Source organism: Pseudomonas sp. CBZ-4, from assembly GCF_000346755.1.
GTDB lineage: Bacteria > Pseudomonadota > Gammaproteobacteria > Pseudomonadales > Pseudomonadaceae > Aquipseudomonas.
On record NZ_ANNV01000175.1, the window covers coordinates 1 to 17281 of the forward strand.

Sequence of the window (17281 nt, forward strand, 5' to 3'; positions counted from 1 at the left end):
CCGAGTTGATCCCATCGCAGGCAAGCCAGCTCCCACAGAAAAGCACAGTGGCCGGTATGCTCGGTTCATCCCACTCAGCGACGTTCGATTGCCACGAACTTGCGCTGCTCAACGCCGATGTACTCGGCGCTTGGACGGATGATGCGGTTGTTGGCGCGTTGTTCGAACACGTGTGCCGCCCAGCCAGTCAGGCGCGAGCAGACGAAGATCGGCGTGAACAGCTTGGTCGGGATGCCCATGAAGTGGTACGCCGAGGCATGGTAGAAGTCGGCGTTGGGGAACAGTTTCTTCTGTTCCCACATGGTCTTGTCGATGGCTTCGGAAACCGGGAACAGCACCTTGTCGCCCACTTCGTCGGCGAGTTTTTTCGCCCAGCCCTTGATCACTTCATTGCGCGGGTCGTTGTCTTTGTAGATCGCGTGGCCGAAGCCCATGATCTTGTCTTTGCGCGCCAGCATGCCGAGGGTGCCTTCGACGGCTTCTTCAGCGGACGAGAAACGCTCGATCATTTCCATCGCCGCTTCGTTGGCGCCACCATGCAGCGGGCCGCGCAGGGAGCCGATGGCCGCAGTGACGCAGGAGTACAAATCCGACAGGGTCGAGGCGCACACGCGGGCGGTGAACGTCGAGGCGTTGAATTCGTGCTCGGCGTAGAGGATCAGCGACACGTTCATCACCTTGACGTGCAGCTCGCTCGGCTTCTTGCCATGCAACAGGTGCAGGAAGTGGCCGCCGATAGAAGGCTCGTCGGTCACGCAGTCAATGCGCTGGCCGTCGTGGCTGAAGCGGTACCAGTAGCACATGATCGCCGGGAACGCGGCGAGCAGGCGGTCGGTCACGTCGTGCTGGGCGCTGAAGTCTTTTTCCGGTTCGATATTGCCCAGGAACGAACAGCCGGTGCGCATCACGTCCATCGGGTGGGCGTCGGCGGGGATGCGTTCCAGCACTTCTTTCAGGGCTTGGGGCAGGTCGCGCAGCTTGCTCAGTTTGGCGCTGTAGGCGGCCAGTTCGGTCTTGCTCGGCAATTCGCCGTACAGCAACAGGTAGGCGACTTCTTCGAACTGCGCATCGGCGGCCAGTTCACGCACGTCGTAGCCGCGATAGGTCAAGCCGGCACCGGCCTGGCCCACGGTGGACAGTGCGGTCTGCCCGGCCACCTGGCCACGCAGGCCGGCGCCACTCAGTACTTTTGCTTCAGCCATGGTTCTTCTCCAATTTTGTATTTATAGGGAGTCGCGTGCGGAGCTAGACCCCTGTGGGAGCGGGCTTGCCCGCGATAGCGGTATATCAGTCACAACATATTTGCTGACCCACCGCCATCGCGGGCAAGCCCGCTCCCACATAAGCCTGCGCCCACAGGTCTTATTTCTTCGCCGCAAACAGCGCGTCGAGCTTCTGCTCGAAGGTGTGGTAGTCGATGCGATCGTAAAGCTCCATGCGGGTTTGCATGGTGTCGATCACGTTCTGTTGGGTGCCGTCGCGGCGGATCGCGGTGTAGACGTTTTCGGCGGCCTTGTTCATGGCGCGGAACGCCGAGAGCGGGTACAGCACGATGGACACATCGGCCGCTTTCAATTGTTCAGTGGTGTACAGCGGCGTGGCGCCAAACTCGGTGATGTTGGCCAGGATCGGCGCTTTCACCCGGGCGGCGAACAGCTTGTACATCTCCAGCTCGGTGATGGCTTCGGGGAAGACCATGTCGGCGCCGGCTTCGATGCAGGCGGCGGCGCGCTCCAGGGCGGACTCCAGGCCTTCGACGGCGAGGGCGTCGGTGCGCGCCATGATCACGAAGCTGTCATCGGTGCGCGCATCCACGGCGGCCTTGATGCGGTCGACCATTTCCTGCTGGGACACGATTTCCTTGTTCGGGCGATGGCCGCAGCGCTTGGCGCCGACCTGGTCTTCGATATGGATCGCGGCCGCGCCGAACTTGATCATCGACTTGACGGTGCGCGCGACGTTGAACGCCGAGGAACCGAAGCCGGTGTCCACGTCCACCAGCAGCGGCAGGTCGCAGACGTCGGTGATGCGGCGCACGTCGGTGAGCACGTCGTCCAGGCCGGTGATGCCCAGGTCCGGCACGCCGAGGGAACCCGCCGCTACCCCGCCACCCGACAGATAGATCGCCTTGAACCCGGCGCGCTTGGCCAGCAGCGCATGGTTGGCGTTGATCGCGCCCACCACTTGCAGAGGGTGCTCACTGGCGACGGCGTCACGGAAACGCTGGCCTGGGGTGCTCTTATTATTGGAACTCATCATTCACCTCGTGATTGGGCTGCGCCGTCGGGGAAGTGACGGGCGATGTTGCGTTTGGATGCGCCGATGTGACGGCGCATCAACAGTTCGGCCAGTTCACCGTCGCGATCGGCAATCGCGTCCAGAATGCGGTGGTGCTCGGCAAAGGCCTGGCGTGGACGATTGGGGGTGGCGGAGAACTGGATGCGGTACATGCGCACCAACTGATACAGCTCGCCGCAGAGCATTTGCGTGAGGGTGCGGTTGCCGGCGCCCTGGATGATCCGGTAGTGAAAGTCGAAGTCGCCTTCCTGCTGGTAATAGCCGACGCCGGCCTGGAACGCTTCGTCGCGTTCATGGGTGTGCAGGACCTGGCGCAGTTCTTCGATCTCCGCGTCGGTCATGCGCTCGGCCGCCAGGCGGCAGGCCATGCCTTCGAGGGATTCGCGGATTTCATAGAGTTCGATCAGTTCGGCGTGGCTCAACGACACCACCCGCGCGCCAACGTGGGGCACGCGCACCAGCAGGCGCTGGCCTTCCAGGCGGTGGATCGCCTCGCGCAGCGGGCCACGGCTGATGCCGTAGGTGCGCGCCAGTTCCGGCTCGGAGATCTTGCTGCCGGGGGCGATCTCGCCCTTGACGATGGCGGCCTGGATACGCCGGAAGACGTTCTCGGACATGGTCTGCGAGTCGTCTTGTATCGCCACTGGGGTTTCCAGCTGATCCAGCATATTGTCGACACCTTTAAAAGCAATGCGGCAAAAACTAGCCAATCAGCCCTGGATAGTCAAAGAATAAATGCACATTGTCGACAATCGTCTAATAACCCCTTTCGCACTCCAACGGGGCATGGCCGCCTGCCAGCGCTGGCGCCAAAAAAGCATCATGTTAGAATGCCCGCCGCTTTTGCCTGACATCACCTGATGAAACGGCGCACGAGGGAGTTTGCGCAGCAATGCCAGTCGCCTTGAACTCAACATCGCACTGCACCGCCTCGGGATTTATGACACTCAAGCCCTTCCTTCTATTGATCAGCCTGCTGCTCGTGCCGGGCCTTGGCGTTGCCGCCGAGAAAACCGTGTACGGCCTCAACGAGTACGCCAAGCTCGCGGGCATCGACCTTGAAGTCGCCGCCAAACTCGACACCGGCGCCAAGACCGCCTCCCTCAGCGCCCGCGATATCAAGCGTTTCAAGCGCAACGGCGAATCCTGGGTGCGCTTCTACCTGGCCATCGACACCGCCCATTCCCACCCCATCGAGCTGCCCCTGGCCCGCGTCAGCAAGATCAAGCGCCGCGCCGGTGACTACGACCCCGACGAGGGCAAGAACTACACCGCTCGTCCGGTGATTGCCCTCGATGTGTGCATGGGCACTGCTTTACGCAGCATCGAAGTGAACTTGACCGACCGCAGCACCTTCCAATACCCGCTGCTGATCGGCTCCGAAGCGCTGAAACGCTTTGATGCGCTGGTCGACCCCAGCCTTAAATACGCAGCAGGCAAACCCGCCTGCGCCACCGACGCTCATACCGCCGAGTAAACCGAATGCGCTCTCTGACCCTGCACCTGAAAATCCTCATCGCCATTCTGGTGGTACTGGGTATTTCGGTCACCGCCTACCAGATCTTCGTGCTGGGGATCCCCGTCACCGAGGACGCCACCGACGACTTGTGGAACATCGACGCCAAGGTCGAGTTCGTCGCCAACCCGAAAGACCCGGTGAAGATCCAGATGTTCGTGCCGCCGCTGAGCCGCGACTTCGTCAGCCTCAACGAGAGTTTTATATCGAACAACTACGGGGTCAGCGTCAACCGCATCGACGGCAACCGCAAGGTCACCTGGTCGGCACGCCGCGCCAAGGGCAACCAGACCCTGTATTACCGCCTGGTGCTGACCAAGCGTTACAGCGGTGAAAAGGTCAAGGTCAAGGGCCCGACCTTCCGCGACAGCATCGCCGTGGAAGGCCCCGAGAAAATCGCCGCCGAAGCCCTGCTGGCGCCGATCCGCCAGCACTCGGCCGACGTCGAGACCTTTATTACCGAAGCGATCAAGCGCACCAACAACCTCAACGACGACAACGTCAAGCTGCTGCTGGCGGGCGACCCGTCGACGCCGCACAAGGCCAAGATCGTCGAGTTGCTGCTGTCCATCGCCCACGTGCCGGTGGAAAAAGTCCACACCATCCGCCTCGTCGCCGACCAGCCGCAAACCCCGGAACTGTGGCTGCGCAGCTTCAATGGCAATGACTGGCTGTACTTCAACCCGGAAACCGGCGAACAAGGCCTGCCCGCCGACCGCCTGCTGTGGTGGACCGGTGATGAAAACCTGATCACCGTGGATGGCGGCAAGAAAGCCATGGTGACCTTCAGCCTGAACAACAGCGAGATGAACGCGATTCGCCTGGCCAAGCTGACCGACGAGAACACCGACGCCAACTTCCTCGAATACTCGCTGTACGGCTTGCCGCTGCAAACCCAGCAGACCTTCATGATCATGGTGATGATCCCGATTGGCGTGCTGGTGATCCTGATCCTGCGCAACCTGATCGGCCTGCAGACCCTCGGCACGTTTACCCCGGTGCTGATCGCCCTGGCATTCCGCGAGACACAGCTGGGCTTCGGCATTGTGCTGTTTACGATTATTACGGCGCTGGGGTTGTCCTTGCGCTCGTACCTGGAACACTTGAAGTTGCAGATGCTGCCGAGGCTGTCGGTGGTGCTGACGTTTGTGGTGGTGTTGATTGCGGCCATCAGCCTGTTCAGCCACAAGCTCGGCCTGGAGCGCGGCTTGTCGGTGGCGCTGTTCCCGATGGTGATTTTGACCATGACCATCGAACGCCTGTCGATCACCTGGGAAGAACGCGGCGCCAACCATGCGCTGAAAGTGGCGATTGGCACGCTGTTCGCTGCGTCCCTGGCGCACCTGATCATGAGCGTGCCGGAACTGGTGTACTTCGTGTTTACCTTCCCGGCGATCCTGTTGATCCTCGTGGGCTTCATGCTGGCCATGGGTCGTTATCGCGGTTATCGCCTGACCGAGCTGGTGCGTTTCAAGGCATTCCTCAAGAAGGCTGACCAGTAATGTTCGGTTTCTGGAAAACCTGGAAGGCCCTGGAAGCGCGGGGGATCATGGGCATCAACCGGCGTAACGCCGACTACGTGCTCAAGTACAACAAGCGCAGCCTGTACCCGATCGTGGATGACAAGATCATCACCAAGGAACGGGCCATCGCCGCCGGCATCCATGTGCCGGAAATGTACGGGGTGATCTCCACCGAGAAGGAAATCGACAAGCTCGACGAGATCATTGGCGGGCGCAGCGACTTTGTGATCAAGCCGGCACAAGGCGCCGGCGGTGACGGCATCCTGGTGGTGGCGGACCGCTTCGAGGGGCGCTATCGCACGGTGTCGGGCAAGATCATCAGCCATGAGGAGATCGAGCATCAGATCTCCAGCATCCTCACCGGCCTGTATTCCCTGGGCGGCCACCGCGACCGCGCGCTGATCGAATACCGCGTGGTGCCTGACCAGATCTTCAAGAGCATCAGCTACGAAGGCGTGCCGGACATCCGCATCATCGTGCTGATGGGCTACCCGGTAATGGCCATGCTGCGCTTGCCGACCCGCCAGTCGGGCGGCAAGGCCAACCTGCACCAGGGCGCCATCGGCGTGGGTGTGGACCTGGCCACCGGCCTGACCCTGCGGGGCACCTGGCTGAACAACATCATCACCAAACACCCCGACACCACCAACGCGGTGGATGGCGTGCAACTGCCCAACTGGGACGGTTTCATGAAGCTCGCCGCCGGTTGCTATGAGTTGTGCGGGCTGGGTTATATCGGCGTGGACATGGTGCTGGACCAGGAGAAAGGCCCGTTGATCCTGGAACTGAATGCGCGGCCGGGGCTGAATATCCAGATTGCCAACGACTGCGGGCTGACCTTGCGCACCCATGCGGTGGAAGCGCGGCTGGAAGAGTTGAAGGCCGCAGGCGTGAGCGAAACTCCGGAAGAACGGGTGAAGTTTGTGCAGGAGATGTTTGGGCATATTCCGCCGGTTGAAGGCTGAAGACCGCGTCGACTGCATCGCAGGCAAGCCAGCTCCCACAGTGGAATGGGTTCACACATCAAAAAGGTGGGAGCTGGCTTGCCTGCGATAGCTTTCTGACAAGCAATACAGCCCTCCCTATAAGCCTTCAATCTGCCTATCACCGACATCCCCTCTAGGACCAAAACCGACAGGGGAATACAATCCCCTCCCCCACGCCAACGGCTGATCCACCCCGCATGCCAACCTGCTCCGTACACCCGCTGCCCTACCGGGCCAACCCTGCCGAGTATTTCACGGCGATTCGCCATGCCCCCGGCGCGGTGCTGCTGGACAGCGGCCGACCCGCTGCCGAACGTGGGCGTTATGACCTGCTCAGCGCCTGGCCTTTGGAAACGTTGACGGTATCGCCTGACGAAAGCGGCAGTTCGTTTCTGCAACGCTTACGGAAGAACCTCACACAACTGGGCGAAGCGAATATACCGGCCGGTTATGAACTGCCCTTTGCCGGCGGCTTGATCGGCTACCTGAGCTACGACTTCGGCCGGCACCTGGAGCAAATGCCGCACCTGGCGGTGGACGACCTGCACCTACCGGACGCACGCTTTGGGCTGTACGCCTGGGCGCTGATCAGCGATCACCAGGCGCAGACCAGCCAGCTTGTATTCCACCCCACGCTGGCTGACAGCGAGCGGCAACGCTTGATAGCAGTGTTCAGCGTTGAAGCTGCCGACACCGGCGCGACGTTCAAACTCCAGGGCCCCATGGCCCCGGACCTCAGCGCCGACGCTTACCGACAAGCCATCGTGCGCATCCAGGACTATATCCAGGCCGGCGACTGCTATCAGGTCAACTTTGCCCAGCGCTTTCGCGCACCATGCGTGGGTGATCCATGGACCGCGTATTGCGCCCTGCGCGCTGCCTGTCCTACGCCCTTCTCCGGTTTCCAGAGCCTGCCGAATGATGGCGCGGTGCTGAGCCTGTCGCCGGAGCGCTTCGTGCACATCAGCGACCGCCGCGTCGAAACCCGCCCAATCAAGGGCACCCGCCCCCGTGGCCTGACGCCAGCAGAAGACGCCGCCAACGCCGCCGAACTGCTGGCCAGCCCCAAGGACCGCGCGGAAAACCTGATGATCGTCGACCTGCTGCGCAACGACCTCGGCCGCACCTGCCGCACCGGCTCGGTCAGCGTGCCAGAGCTGTTCAGCCTGGAAAGCTACCCCAACGTGCACCACCTGGTGAGCAGCGTCATCGGCACACTGGCCGACGACAAGGACGCCCTCGACCTCATCGCCGGCAGCTTCCCCGGCGGCTCCATCACCGGCGCGCCGAAGATCCGGGCGATGCAGATCATCGACGAGCTGGAGCCTACAAGGCGCGGGTTGTACTGCGGCTCGTTGGTGTACCTGGATGTGCGCGGCGAGATGGACAGCTCCATCGCCATCCGCAGCTTGCTGGTCAAGGACGGGCAGGTGTGCTGCTGGGGCGGCGGCGGGATTGTCGCGGACTCAGAGTGGGAGGCGGAGTACCAGGAGTCGCTGACGAAGGTGCGGGTGTTGTTGGAGACACTGGAAGCTTTGTAGTGACTGGGCTGGCCTCTTCGCGGGCAAGCCCGCTCCCACATTTTGATGGGTGAACCCATTCTAGTGTGGGAGCTGGCTTGCCTGCGATAGGGCCATCCGCCGCGCTGAAAGCCCTACAGACTCAACGACCGATTCGACGCCTTGATAAATTCCTGCTTCAAATCCTCAAACGTGTGCACCGCCGGGAACTGCGGGAACTCACGGATCACATTCTCCGGCGCATGGAACAGAATCCCACGATCAGCCTCGCCCAGCATGGTGGTGTCATTGTAGGAATCACCCGCGGCGATGACGCGGTAGTACAGGCTCTTGAAGGCCAATACCGACTGGCGCTTGGGATCTTTCTGGCGCAATTGGTAGCTCACCACGCGGTCGGTTTCATCGGTGATGAGGCGGTGGCACAGCAGCGTCGGGAAACCCAGTTGGCGCATCAGCGGCTGGGAGAATTCGTAGAAAGTATCCGACAGGATCACCACCTGGAACCGCTCGCGCAGCCAGTTGACGAACTCAATGGCACCGTCCAGCGGCTTGAGGGTGGCGATCACTGCCTGGATGTCGGCGAGCTTGAGCCCGTGCTCGTCGAGGATGCGCAGGCGTTGCTGCATCAGCACGTCGTAGTCGGGAATGTCGCGGGTGGTGGCCCGCAGGGATTCAATACCGGTTTTTTCAGCGAAGGCGATCCAGATTTCCGGAACCAGTACCCCTTCCAGGTCGAGACAGGCAATTTCCACAAGACACTCCCATTGGATGTTGTTGGTTGAGCGAGCAAAAGGACTGCCGAACTCTAGCGATTCATGCTCGCCGCCGCAACGCAGAGCGGATTTTGATACCATCGCCCACCTATAGAGCGCTTAGCGCCACTGACCTTGTAGGAACCGTGCTGATGAACCAAGCCTTCGACGTCGCTGAACTCGCCGCGACTTATGCCAACAAGTCCGCCCAGGACATTCTCAAGCTGGCGTTCAGCCAGTTCGGCGATGACCTGTGGATTTCCTTCAGCGGCGCCGAGGACGTGGTGCTGGTGGACATGGCCTGGAAGCTGAACAAGAACGTCAAGGTGTTCAGCCTCGACACCGGCCGCCTGCACCCGGAGACCTACCGGTTTATCGAGCAGGTGCGTGAGTTCTACAAGATCGACATCGAGCTGATCTCGCCGGACCAGACCAAGCTGGAACCCTTCGTCAAGGAAAAGGGCCTGTTCAGTTTCTACAAGGACGGCCACGGCGAGTGCTGCGGCGTGCGCAAGATCGAGCCACTGCGCCGCAAACTCTCCGGCGTGAGTGCCTGGGCCACCGGCCAGCGCCGCGACCAGAGCCCCGGTACCCGCAGCCAGGTGGCGGCGCTGGAGATCGACGCAGCCTTCTCCACGCCGGAGCGCACCTTGTACAAGTTCAACCCGCTGGCACAGATGACCAGCGAGGAAATCTGGGGCTACATCCGCATGCTGGAGCTGCCTTACAACAGCCTGCATGAGCGTGGCTTTATCAGCATCGGCTGCGAGCCCTGCACCCGTCCGGTGTTGCCGAACCAGCACGAGCGCGAGGGTCGTTGGTGGTGGGAAGAGGCGACGCAGAAGGAATGTGGGCTGCATGCGGGGAACATCATCAGCAAGGCTTGAAGCTGAGGCAGTAAACAATGTGGGAGCGAGCTTGTGTGGGAGCTGGCTTGCCTGCGATAGCGGTGTATCAGTGATGAATGTATCAACTGAAACACCGCTATCGCGGGCAAGCCCGCTCCCACATTTGTTTTCGTATTGGTTACTTAAGGTGTACACACAAATGTAACCATCGGTGCCATTTATGTGTGCAATTTTTCTTTACCCGCACCAATACGTAACACCTCTTCCCGCCTATCTTCCCCGCTCGCGAATCACCCTCTTCTCGCCGAAAAATAAATACCTGTTCAATCGGTCAATTTATATTTCTTCTAATTCAGCAAGTTATTTAACCAACCTATAAAAACGAAATTAACCAAAGTTTTCATAGATCAAAAACTGGCACGCATGTGGCTTAAGGTGAAAAGTGCTTTGTATACAATAAATACAAAACCTACATACACTTTGCCATCCGCGGATCTCTCGCAGATGTGCTGGAGCCTGCCGGAATGCGTACAAGTCTCTCGAATAACATCGCACTGGATCTGCCCTCCTCCCTGAACCCTGCGGCCGAGGGCCCCGGCCCGTTGGTGCTGAGCCCGCGCCTGCACAACAAGGACCTGGCCCCCACCAAGGTCGAAGGCCGACGCTGGGGGCGCTACAGCATCTTTGCGCTGTGGACCAATGACGTGCACAACATCGCCAACTATTCGTTCGCCATTGGTTTATATGCCTTGGGCCTGGGCGGTTGGCAGATTTTGCTGTCCTTGGGGATAGGTGCCGCACTGGTGTACTTCTTCATGAACTTGTCGGGGTATATGGGCCAAAAGACCGGTGTGCCATTCCCGGTGATCAGCCGTATCAGTTTCGGTATTCATGGCGCGCAGATTCCGGCCTTGATCCGTGCGGTGATTGCGATTGCCTGGTTTGGTATTCAGACCTACCTGGCTTCGGTGGTTTTCCGCGTCTTGCTGACGGCGATTCATCCAGGTTTTGCCGACTATGACCACGACTCGATCCTCGGCCTGTCATCCCTAGGCTGGGCGTGTTTTGTCGTGATCTGGCTGGTGCAACTGGTGATCCTGGCCTACGGCATGGAGATGGTGCGTCGCTACGAAGGCTTCGCCGGGCCGGTGATCTTGCTGACGGTGGCGGCGTTGGCCGGCTGGATGTACTTCCAGACGGGCGGCAACATCGCCTGGTCGATCCGCGAGCCGCTGAGCGGCGGCGAGATGTGGCGCAATATCTTCGCCGGTGGCGCGCTGTGGCTGGCGATCTACGGCACGCTGATCCTCAACTTCTGCGACTTCGCCCGCTCCTCGCCGTGCCGCAAGACCATTCAGGTCGGCAACTTCTGGGGCCTGCCGGTGAATATCCTGGTATTTGCCGCAATCACCGTGCTGCTGTGCGGCGGCCAATTCCAGCTCAATGGCCGGGTAATCGAAAGCCCGACCGAGATCATCGCCGCGATCCCCAATACCTTCTTCCTGGTGCTGGGCTGCCTGGCGTTCCTGATTGTCACCGTGGCGGTGAACATCATGGCCAACTTCGTCGCGCCGGCATTTGTGCTGAGCAACCTGGCGCCCAAGTACCTGAACTTCCGCCGCGCCGGGTTGATCAGCGCCACGGTCGCGGTGCTGATCCTGCCGTGGAACCTCTACAACAGCCCGTTGGTAATCGTGTATTTCCTCTCCGGCCTGGGCGCGCTGCTGGGGCCGTTGTACGGGATCATCATGGTCGATTACTGGCTGATCCGTAAAAGCCAGGTCGACGTGCTGCAACTGTATAGCGAAGACCCCAACGGCGTTTATTACTACAGCCGTGGCGTCAACTTGCGCGCGGTGGCGGCGTTTATTCCCGCAGCCATGATTGCCATTCTCCTGGCCCTGCTGCCCGGTTTCGCCAGCGTGTCACCGTTTTCCTGGATGTTTGGCGCCGGTATTGCAGGGTTGCTGTACCTGCTGATCGCCAAGCGCCAGCCGTTCTACGCCGATGTCAGCGGCGAAAGCATTGCCGTCGATAACGTCAGCCATTAATCAAGGACATTCCATGCGCATCCTCGTGGTCAACGTCAACACCACCGAATCCATCACCGACACCATCGCCCAGCAGGCACGGGCCGTGGCCGCGCCAGGCACCGAGATTGTCGGGCTCACGCCCTACTTCGGCGCGGAATCGGTGGAGGGCAATTTTGAAAGCTACCTGGCCGCCATCGCGGTGATGGACCGGGTGATGGCCTACGATCAACCCTTCGACGCGGTGATCCAGGCCGGCTATGGCGAACACGGCCGCGAAGGGTTGCAGGAACTGTTGAACGTGCCAGTGGTGGACATCACCGAAGCGGCCGCCAGCACCGCGATGTTTCTGGGCCACGCCTATTCGGTGGTAACCACCCTCGACCGCACGGTGCCGCTGATCGAAGACCGCCTGAAACTCGCCGGCCTGTACCAACGCTGCGCCTCGGTGCGGGCCAGCGGCATGGCGGTGCTGGAGCTGGAAGAACACCCGCTGGCCGCGATGGAAGCCATCGTGCGCCAGGCGGAACTGGCGATCAGCGAGGACAAGGCCGAGGTGATCTGCCTGGGCTGCGGCGGCATGGCCGGGCTGGACGAACAGATTCGCCAGCGCACCGGCGTGCCGGTGGTGGACGGGGTGACGGCGGCGGTGACGATTGCGGAGGCGTTGGTGCGGTTGGGGTTGTCGACGTCGAAGATCAGGACGTATGCGACACCGCGGCCGAAGAAAGTCATTGGCTGGCCGGGCCGGTTCGGGCGGTAGACCGAGGTGCGGCCATCGCAGGCAAGCCAGCTCCCACAGGGGGTTGGAATGCGATCAACTGTGGGAGCTGGCTTGCCTGCGATGCCGGCGACTCGGTCTACCAGACTCATTAAACCGCACTAAACCGCCGCCCCCACTGCTGCTCGGCAAACTGCTCGATGATGAAATCCACAAACGCCCGGGTCTTGCCCGGCAACAACTTGTGCTCGGCGTAATAGATGGAGATATTGCCGTCGTCCACATACCAATCCGGCAACACCCGCACCACCGCGCCACTGTCCAGGAACGGCACGGCCATCGGCATGCTCACCAGCGCAATGCCCAAGCCTTGGGCGCTGGCGCAGCAGGCGGCTTCGGAGTCGCTCATGGTCATGCCCGGCTTGAGCACCAGCGGGCGGTGCTCTCGCTCGACGCTGGTCAGTTGCCACGAACGCACGCGCCCGGTTTGCGGGGAGCGGATCAGGATACCGCTACAGCGCGCCAGGTCTTCCGGCGCATTGACCGGCGGGCGTTGCGCCAGGTAATCCGGCGCGGCCACCAACACCCGATGGGCCGGCGTCAACTTGCGCGCCACCACGCCCTGGGGCAGCTCAAAACCGCCACCGATGGCCGCATCGAAACCTTGGCCGATCAGGTCCACCTGGCGGTTATCGAAGTGCCAATCCGGGCTGATATCCGGGAAGCGCTGCATGAACGCCCCCAGCAGCGGCACCACATAGCGGTTGCCAAACACCGTGCCCATGCTGACTTTGAGGGTGCCCACCGGCCGCCCTTCGGCGCTCGCCAGGTTGGCCACGGCATTTTGGATTGTGGTGAGGCTGCCACTGACTTCCTCAAGAAACAGCTTGCCGGCTTCGGTCAGGGTGAGGCGCCGAGTGCTGCGCTGGAACAGGCGCACACCGAGGCGCGCCTCCAGCTTGGCGACACTTTTGCCCACCGCCGCCGGGGTGAGGCTCAGGTGCCGCGCGGCCTCGGCAAAACTGCCCCCTTCGGCGCTGCGCACAAAGCATTCGATACTGCCAAAGCTTTCCATATCGCCTCACTCTAAACTTTTGGTTTACACAGACTATAGCAATCACGGTCTACCGGCGCCCCGGGGCGAGGCGGATACTCGGCTCCAACAACAAGGCATTCCGCCTTGAACAGCTAGGAGATCGACATGACCACACAAAACCTCTGCGGCAAAGTCGCCTTGATTCAAGGCGGTTCCCGTGGCATCGGCGCCGCCATCGTCAAGCGCCTGGCCGCACAGGGCGCAGCGGTTGCCTTCACCTACGTCAGCTCGGCCGCCAAGGCTGAAGAATTGCAGAACAGCGTGATCAGCGCCGGCGGCAAAGCCCTGGCGATCCACGCCGACAGCGCCAGCGCCGACGCCATCCGCAACGCGGTCAACGCCACCGTCGAAGCCTTTGGCCGCCTGGACATCCTGGTGAACAACGCCGGCGTACTGGCCATCGCCCCGCTGGCAGACTTCAAGCTGGAAGATTTTGACCAGACCCTGGCAATCAACGTGCGCAGCGTGTTTATCGCGACTCAGGAAGCGGCGAAACACATGGGTGATGGTGGTCGGGTGATCAATATCGGCAGCACCAACGCCGAGCGCATGCCCTTCGGTGGCGGTGGGCCGTATGCGATGAGCAAGGCGGCGCTGGTGGGCCTGACCAAGGGTTTGGCACGGGATCTGGGGCCGCGCGGCATCACCATCAACAACGTGCAGCCTGGGCCGGTGGACACGGATATGAACCCGGCGAACAGTGATTTTGCCGAGAGCCTGATCGGGTTGATGGCGGTGGGGCGGTATGGGCATGTGGAAGAGATTGCCAGCTTCGTTGCCTACCTGGCAGGCCCGGAGGCCGGTTACATCACCGGTGCCAGCTTGACTATCGACGGTGGCTTCAGCGCCTAAGACTTCAGAAACACCGCAAAACCCACTGTGGGAGCTGGCTTGCCTGCGATGGCGGTCTTGAGGACGCCATCGCAGGCAAGCCAGCTCCCACAGTTTTTGACCGAGTTCAGTCAGCGCAATGGCGGCAGGCCGTAGGCCGCCAGGTCAAACTCGGCGAGCTTGCGAATGATCTGATCCGCATGCTGGTACTTACTGTCGGCCATGGCCTCATCCGGCACGGCGATGGCGGTCATGTTGGCGGCCTTCGCAGCGGTCACACCGAACGGCGAATCCTCGAACACCAGGCAATCCTCGGGCGCAACGCCCAAACGGCGGGCGGCGGTGAGGAAGATATCCGGCGCAGGTTTGGCGGCGCCGACTTCCGGGTCATCGGCGGTGACGATGGTATCGAACAAGCCAAACCATTCGCGGTGCAACGTGGTCTTGTGCCCAAACGAATTGCGCGACGAACTGGTGCCCACGGCAATCGGAATATTGTGCGCCTTCAAGTGCCGCACCAGCGCTTCGGCGCCGGGCATGCCCAGGGCCTTGGGAAAGCGCTCGCTCATCAGCGGCTCGCGAATCACCAGGAACTCCGCCGGGGTGATCGGCAGGTCCAGCGCCTTGACCACATACTCGGCCAAGTCCTGCGCGCCACGGCCGATGATGTGCTGCTTGATCCCCCAGTCATAGGTGCGACCATAGCGTTCGGCGATGATCTGCGTGACTTCGGTGTAGATGCCTTCCGTATCCAGCAACAAACCGTCCATATCGAAAATCACGGCCTTGATCGGGCCGGCGGTACGCGGTGCGTTCATCAAAACAGATCCTGGGAGGAAGGACTAAAAGGATTCAGCACAATAACGGTCACGCTTGCCGGCAAGCAACCCTTTAGACTGTGCGCCTCTCCTTTTGAAGTGCCCACGATGCTCTACCGCCTTGCCGCCGACAGCCTGGTGCTGTTTCACCTCAGCTTTATCCTGTTCGTGTTGTTTGGCGGGTTGCTCGCCCTCAAATGGCACCGCGTGATGTGGTTGCACCTGCCCGCCGTGGCATGGGGCATCGCCGTCGAGGTGCTGCACCTGCCCTGCCCGCTGACCCGCTGGGAAAACCTGCTGCGCCACCTCGCCGGGCAGGACGGCTATGGCGCCGGGTTTATCGAACACTACATCCTCGCGCTGATTTATCCCGCCGGGCTGACGCCGGATATCCAGTTGGTGCTGGGCGCCGTGGTGGTGGCGATCAATGTCGCGGTGTACGGCTGGCTGATCCGGCGTTACGTACAGGCTTGAGACAGCTCGGCTGGTGAAGAATCAGGCTCCCTCAGTCCGTGCGTAGCCGTCGCCATGTCCGAAGCCTTCGAAGTCCCCAGCCCCCACGAAAAACACATCGAACACACCACCGAACATGCCCACGGCCGCGGGGACAATTTCGCCAGCCGCATTGCCGTGATGACCGCACTAATGGCCACCCTCGGCGCCATGCTCAGCTACCAGGCCGGCTCCACCGAAAGCGAAGCGGCGATGGACAAGAACAACGCCGCCATCATCAAGACCGAAGCCGCCAACCAGTGGAACTACTACCAGGCCAAATCCAGCCGGCAGAACCTGGCGGAACTGGCCACCCACATTCCCGGCGTGGACGCGGCGCATTACAAGGACGAGATCGAGCGCTACAAGAGCCAGAAAGAAGACGTGCGCAAACAGGCCGAGAAGCTTGAGGCTACGTCGAAGGCATGGGATGAAAAGTCGGAACAGGCGCTGCATCAGCATCACCGCTGGGCCCAGGCGATGACCGCGATTCAGATCGCGATTTCGCTGGCGGCGATTACGTTGTTGACGAGGAAGGAGTGGTTGAAGCGCATGTCGTATGCGGCGGCGGGAGTGGCAGTGGTATTGGGTAGCCTGGCGTGGCTGCATATCTGACACCCCCCAGGCCAAAAATGTGGGAGCTGGCTTGCCTGCGATAACGGTGTGCCAGCCCCCACAATTTGCACTGTCACTCCACCACCCCATCGCTATATAGTAAAAAGCATAACGAAAAAACCTACACGAGCCGAGGAACAGCTGGTGACCGCACAACCCAAGGAAGCCGTGGGCGCCGCCTACAGCATCGAATCCATGCGCTACGCCCAGGCCATGACCTGGCAAGCCATCGAACAACTCGCCCAACGCATCCGCCCCGGCATGCTCGAATCCGAAGCCCGTGAACTGGGCAAAGAAGTCCTCGCCGACCTCGACATGCAACGCATCTGGCACCCGCTGCTGGTGCGCTTCGGCGCCAACACCCTGAAGGCCTTCAACCAACGCTCCGAAGGCGATCCGGTGCTGGGCGCAGACGACATCTTTTTCATCGACATGGGCGCCGTATGGCAAGGCCACGAAGGTGACGCCGGCGCCACGTTCACCACTGGCAACGATGCAGACATGATCGCCTGCGCCAGCGCCGCCAAAGCGCTGTTCGACCGCGTACAGGCCCGCTGGAAAAACGACCAGGTCGTCGGCCTCGAACTCTACCGCTACGCCGAAGAACAAGCCCGGGCCATGGGCTGGCAACTGAACCTCGACATCAAGGGCCACCGCGTCAGCGACTTCCCCCACGCCATCCACCGTGGCGGCGACCTCGGCGACTTCGAGCACTACCCGAATGCGGGATTGTGGATCCTCGAAATCCAGATCGCCCACCCGAGCAAACCCTACGGCGCCTTCTACGAAGACCTGCTTGCCTGACTCCCTAAGGAACATCCATGGAACGCTCCACCGAATACCCTGTGCTGCTTTTTTCCTACGGCACATTGCAGGACAAAGCCGTACAACTGGCCAACTTCGGCCGCAAGCTGGCGGGCCAGCACGATGCAATGCTCGGCTACACAAAAAGCTGGGTAGAGATCACCGATCCAGAGGTGCTGGCCACCAGCGGCAAAACCCATCACCCGATCGTGGCGCCCACTACCGAAAACGGCCACAGCGTGGAGGGCATGGTCTTTCAGATCACCGAGAAAGAACTGGCGGCGGCGGATGCGTATGAAGTGTCGGACTACAAGCGGGTGTCGGTAGCCCTGGCGTCAGGGCTGACGGCTTGGGTGTACGTGCAGGCATAATGAGTCATGGGGGGCCTGAGCACTCGCGGCCCCCTCTCGACCCAAACCTTCTTTATGAAA

General features: G+C 61.3%; 18 protein-coding genes. 12 read left to right on the forward strand and 6 right to left on the reverse strand.

The annotated features are described in order from the left end of the window. Positions 1-74: 74 nt before the first annotated feature. The 3 genes from prpC to B348_RS0127395 all read right to left on the reverse strand — a co-directional run bounded on the left by prpC (position 75) and on the right by B348_RS0127395 (position 2966). Positions 75-1202: a 2-methylcitrate synthase gene (prpC, locus tag B348_RS0127385; protein WP_017739214.1), complete on the reverse strand. Its 1128-nt coding sequence runs from the start codon at positions 1200-1202 to the stop codon at positions 75-77. Positions 1203-1362: 160 nt separating this feature from the next. After that, complete coding sequence (gene prpB / locus B348_RS0127390) at positions 1363-2256, reverse strand: methylisocitrate lyase (protein ID WP_017739215.1); 894 nt, start codon at positions 2254-2256, stop codon at positions 1363-1365. After that, positions 2256-2966: a GntR family transcriptional regulator gene (locus B348_RS0127395; protein ID WP_017739216.1), complete on the reverse strand. Its 711-nt coding sequence runs from the start codon at positions 2964-2966 to the stop codon at positions 2256-2258. The genes prpB and B348_RS0127395 overlap by 1 nt, the downstream gene beginning before the upstream one ends. A gap of 272 nt (positions 2967-3238) precedes the next feature. Between B348_RS0127395 and B348_RS0127400 the strand changes: the two genes are divergently transcribed. The 4 genes from B348_RS0127400 (at position 3239) to pabB (ending at position 7864) form a co-directional block, all read left to right on the forward strand. Next, positions 3239-3775: an ATP-dependent zinc protease gene (locus tag B348_RS0127400; RefSeq protein WP_017739217.1), complete on the forward strand. Its 537-nt coding sequence runs from the start codon at positions 3239-3241 to the stop codon at positions 3773-3775. A gap of 5 nt (positions 3776-3780) precedes the next feature. Beyond that, positions 3781-5316, forward strand: coding sequence for an inactive transglutaminase family protein (locus B348_RS0127405; protein WP_017739218.1), 1536 nt, complete (start codon positions 3781-3783; stop codon positions 5314-5316). Next, the gene (locus B348_RS0127410) at positions 5316-6302 is read left to right on the forward strand and encodes an alpha-L-glutamate ligase-like protein (RefSeq protein ID WP_017739219.1); all 987 of its coding nucleotides are present in this window, start codon (positions 5316-5318) and stop codon (positions 6300-6302) included. The genes B348_RS0127405 and B348_RS0127410 overlap by 1 nt, the downstream gene beginning before the upstream one ends. 218 nt (positions 6303-6520) lie before the next feature. Beyond that, complete coding sequence (gene pabB, locus B348_RS0127415; RefSeq protein WP_017739220.1) at positions 6521-7864, forward strand: aminodeoxychorismate synthase component I; 1344 nt, start codon at positions 6521-6523, stop codon at positions 7862-7864. Between the two features lie 113 nt (positions 7865-7977). On the opposite strand, the gene thrH is transcribed toward pabB, so the two are convergent. Next, entirely contained in the window at positions 7978-8595 is a 618-nt protein-coding gene (gene thrH / locus B348_RS0127420; protein WP_017739221.1) for a bifunctional phosphoserine phosphatase/homoserine phosphotransferase ThrH, read from the reverse strand. A gap of 152 nt (positions 8596-8747) precedes the next feature. On the opposite strand from thrH, the gene B348_RS0127425 reads away from it, so the two are divergent. From B348_RS0127425 to B348_RS0127435, 3 genes are all read left to right on the forward strand, one after another. Next, positions 8748-9482, forward strand: a complete 735-nt coding sequence (locus B348_RS0127425) for a phosphoadenylyl-sulfate reductase (RefSeq protein ID WP_017739222.1) — start codon at positions 8748-8750, stop codon at positions 9480-9482. A gap of 485 nt (positions 9483-9967) precedes the next feature. Next, the gene (locus B348_RS0127430; RefSeq protein WP_017739223.1) at positions 9968-11494 is read left to right on the forward strand and encodes an NCS1 family nucleobase:cation symporter-1; all 1527 of its coding nucleotides are present in this window, start codon (positions 9968-9970) and stop codon (positions 11492-11494) included. Between the two features lie 13 nt (positions 11495-11507). Continuing rightward, positions 11508-12236, forward strand: coding sequence for an aspartate/glutamate racemase family protein (locus B348_RS0127435; protein WP_017739224.1), 729 nt, complete (start codon positions 11508-11510; stop codon positions 12234-12236). A gap of 109 nt (positions 12237-12345) precedes the next feature. On the opposite strand, the gene B348_RS0127440 is transcribed toward B348_RS0127435, so the two are convergent. Then, positions 12346-13269 (reverse strand): LysR family transcriptional regulator, encoded by a 924-nt coding sequence (locus tag B348_RS0127440; RefSeq protein WP_017739225.1) that lies wholly within the window; start codon positions 13267-13269, stop codon positions 12346-12348. A 126-nt stretch (positions 13270-13395) separates the two neighbouring features. Between B348_RS0127440 and B348_RS0127445 the strand changes: the two genes are divergently transcribed. After that, the gene (locus B348_RS0127445) at positions 13396-14142 is read left to right on the forward strand and encodes a 3-oxoacyl-ACP reductase family protein (protein WP_017739226.1); all 747 of its coding nucleotides are present in this window, start codon (positions 13396-13398) and stop codon (positions 14140-14142) included. 110 nt (positions 14143-14252) lie between these two features. On the opposite strand, the gene B348_RS0127450 is transcribed toward B348_RS0127445, so the two are convergent. Then, on the reverse strand, positions 14253-14939 hold the full coding sequence (locus B348_RS0127450; RefSeq protein ID WP_017739227.1) for an HAD-IA family hydrolase: 687 nt from the start codon (positions 14937-14939) through the stop codon (positions 14253-14255). A gap of 108 nt (positions 14940-15047) precedes the next feature. On the opposite strand from B348_RS0127450, the gene B348_RS0127455 reads away from it, so the two are divergent. From B348_RS0127455 to B348_RS0127470, 4 genes are all read left to right on the forward strand, one after another. Next, positions 15048-15413: a DUF2784 domain-containing protein gene (locus B348_RS0127455; RefSeq protein ID WP_017739228.1), complete on the forward strand. Its 366-nt coding sequence runs from the start codon at positions 15048-15050 to the stop codon at positions 15411-15413. Between the two features lie 54 nt (positions 15414-15467). Next, entirely contained in the window at positions 15468-16046 is a 579-nt protein-coding gene (locus B348_RS0127460; RefSeq protein WP_017739229.1) for a DUF4337 domain-containing protein, read from the forward strand. A 144-nt stretch (positions 16047-16190) separates the two neighbouring features. Next, positions 16191-16850 (forward strand): M24 family metallopeptidase, encoded by a 660-nt coding sequence (locus tag B348_RS0127465; RefSeq protein ID WP_017739230.1) that lies wholly within the window; start codon positions 16191-16193, stop codon positions 16848-16850. Between the two features lie 17 nt (positions 16851-16867). Next, positions 16868-17221 (forward strand): gamma-glutamylcyclotransferase family protein, encoded by a 354-nt coding sequence (locus tag B348_RS0127470; protein ID WP_017739231.1) that lies wholly within the window; start codon positions 16868-16870, stop codon positions 17219-17221. The last annotated feature ends 60 nt before the right edge of the window (positions 17222-17281 follow it).

What these genes read in the sequence shown, in the direction of transcription:
- prpC (WP_017739214.1), bottom strand. Translation starts at nt 1,202, where the DNA reads ATGGCTGAAGCAAAAGTACTGAGTGGCGCCGGCCTGCGTGGCCAGGTG.
- prpB (WP_017739215.1), bottom strand. Translation starts at nt 2,256, where the DNA reads ATGAGTTCCAATAATAAGAGCACCCCAGGCCAGCGTTTCCGTGACGCC.
- B348_RS0127395 (WP_017739216.1), bottom strand. Translation starts at nt 2,966, where the DNA reads ATGCTGGATCAGCTGGAAACCCCAGTGGCGATACAAGACGACTCGCAG.
- B348_RS0127400 (WP_017739217.1), top strand. Translation starts at nt 3,239, where the DNA reads ATGACACTCAAGCCCTTCCTTCTATTGATCAGCCTGCTGCTCGTGCCG.
- B348_RS0127405 (WP_017739218.1), top strand. Translation starts at nt 3,781, where the DNA reads ATGCGCTCTCTGACCCTGCACCTGAAAATCCTCATCGCCATTCTGGTG.
- B348_RS0127410 (WP_017739219.1), top strand. Translation starts at nt 5,316, where the DNA reads ATGTTCGGTTTCTGGAAAACCTGGAAGGCCCTGGAAGCGCGGGGGATC.
- pabB (WP_017739220.1), top strand. Translation starts at nt 6,521, where the DNA reads ATGCCAACCTGCTCCGTACACCCGCTGCCCTACCGGGCCAACCCTGCC.
- B348_RS0127425 (WP_017739222.1), top strand. Translation starts at nt 8,748, where the DNA reads ATGAACCAAGCCTTCGACGTCGCTGAACTCGCCGCGACTTATGCCAAC.
- B348_RS0127430 (WP_017739223.1), top strand. Translation starts at nt 9,968, where the DNA reads ATGCGTACAAGTCTCTCGAATAACATCGCACTGGATCTGCCCTCCTCC.
- B348_RS0127435 (WP_017739224.1), top strand. Translation starts at nt 11,508, where the DNA reads ATGCGCATCCTCGTGGTCAACGTCAACACCACCGAATCCATCACCGAC.
- B348_RS0127440 (WP_017739225.1), bottom strand. Translation starts at nt 13,269, where the DNA reads ATGGAAAGCTTTGGCAGTATCGAATGCTTTGTGCGCAGCGCCGAAGGG.
- B348_RS0127445 (WP_017739226.1), top strand. Translation starts at nt 13,396, where the DNA reads ATGACCACACAAAACCTCTGCGGCAAAGTCGCCTTGATTCAAGGCGGT.
- B348_RS0127450 (WP_017739227.1), bottom strand. Translation starts at nt 14,939, where the DNA reads ATGAACGCACCGCGTACCGCCGGCCCGATCAAGGCCGTGATTTTCGAT.
- B348_RS0127455 (WP_017739228.1), top strand. Translation starts at nt 15,048, where the DNA reads ATGCTCTACCGCCTTGCCGCCGACAGCCTGGTGCTGTTTCACCTCAGC.
- B348_RS0127460 (WP_017739229.1), top strand. Translation starts at nt 15,468, where the DNA reads ATGTCCGAAGCCTTCGAAGTCCCCAGCCCCCACGAAAAACACATCGAA.
- B348_RS0127470 (WP_017739231.1), top strand. Translation starts at nt 16,868, where the DNA reads ATGGAACGCTCCACCGAATACCCTGTGCTGCTTTTTTCCTACGGCACA.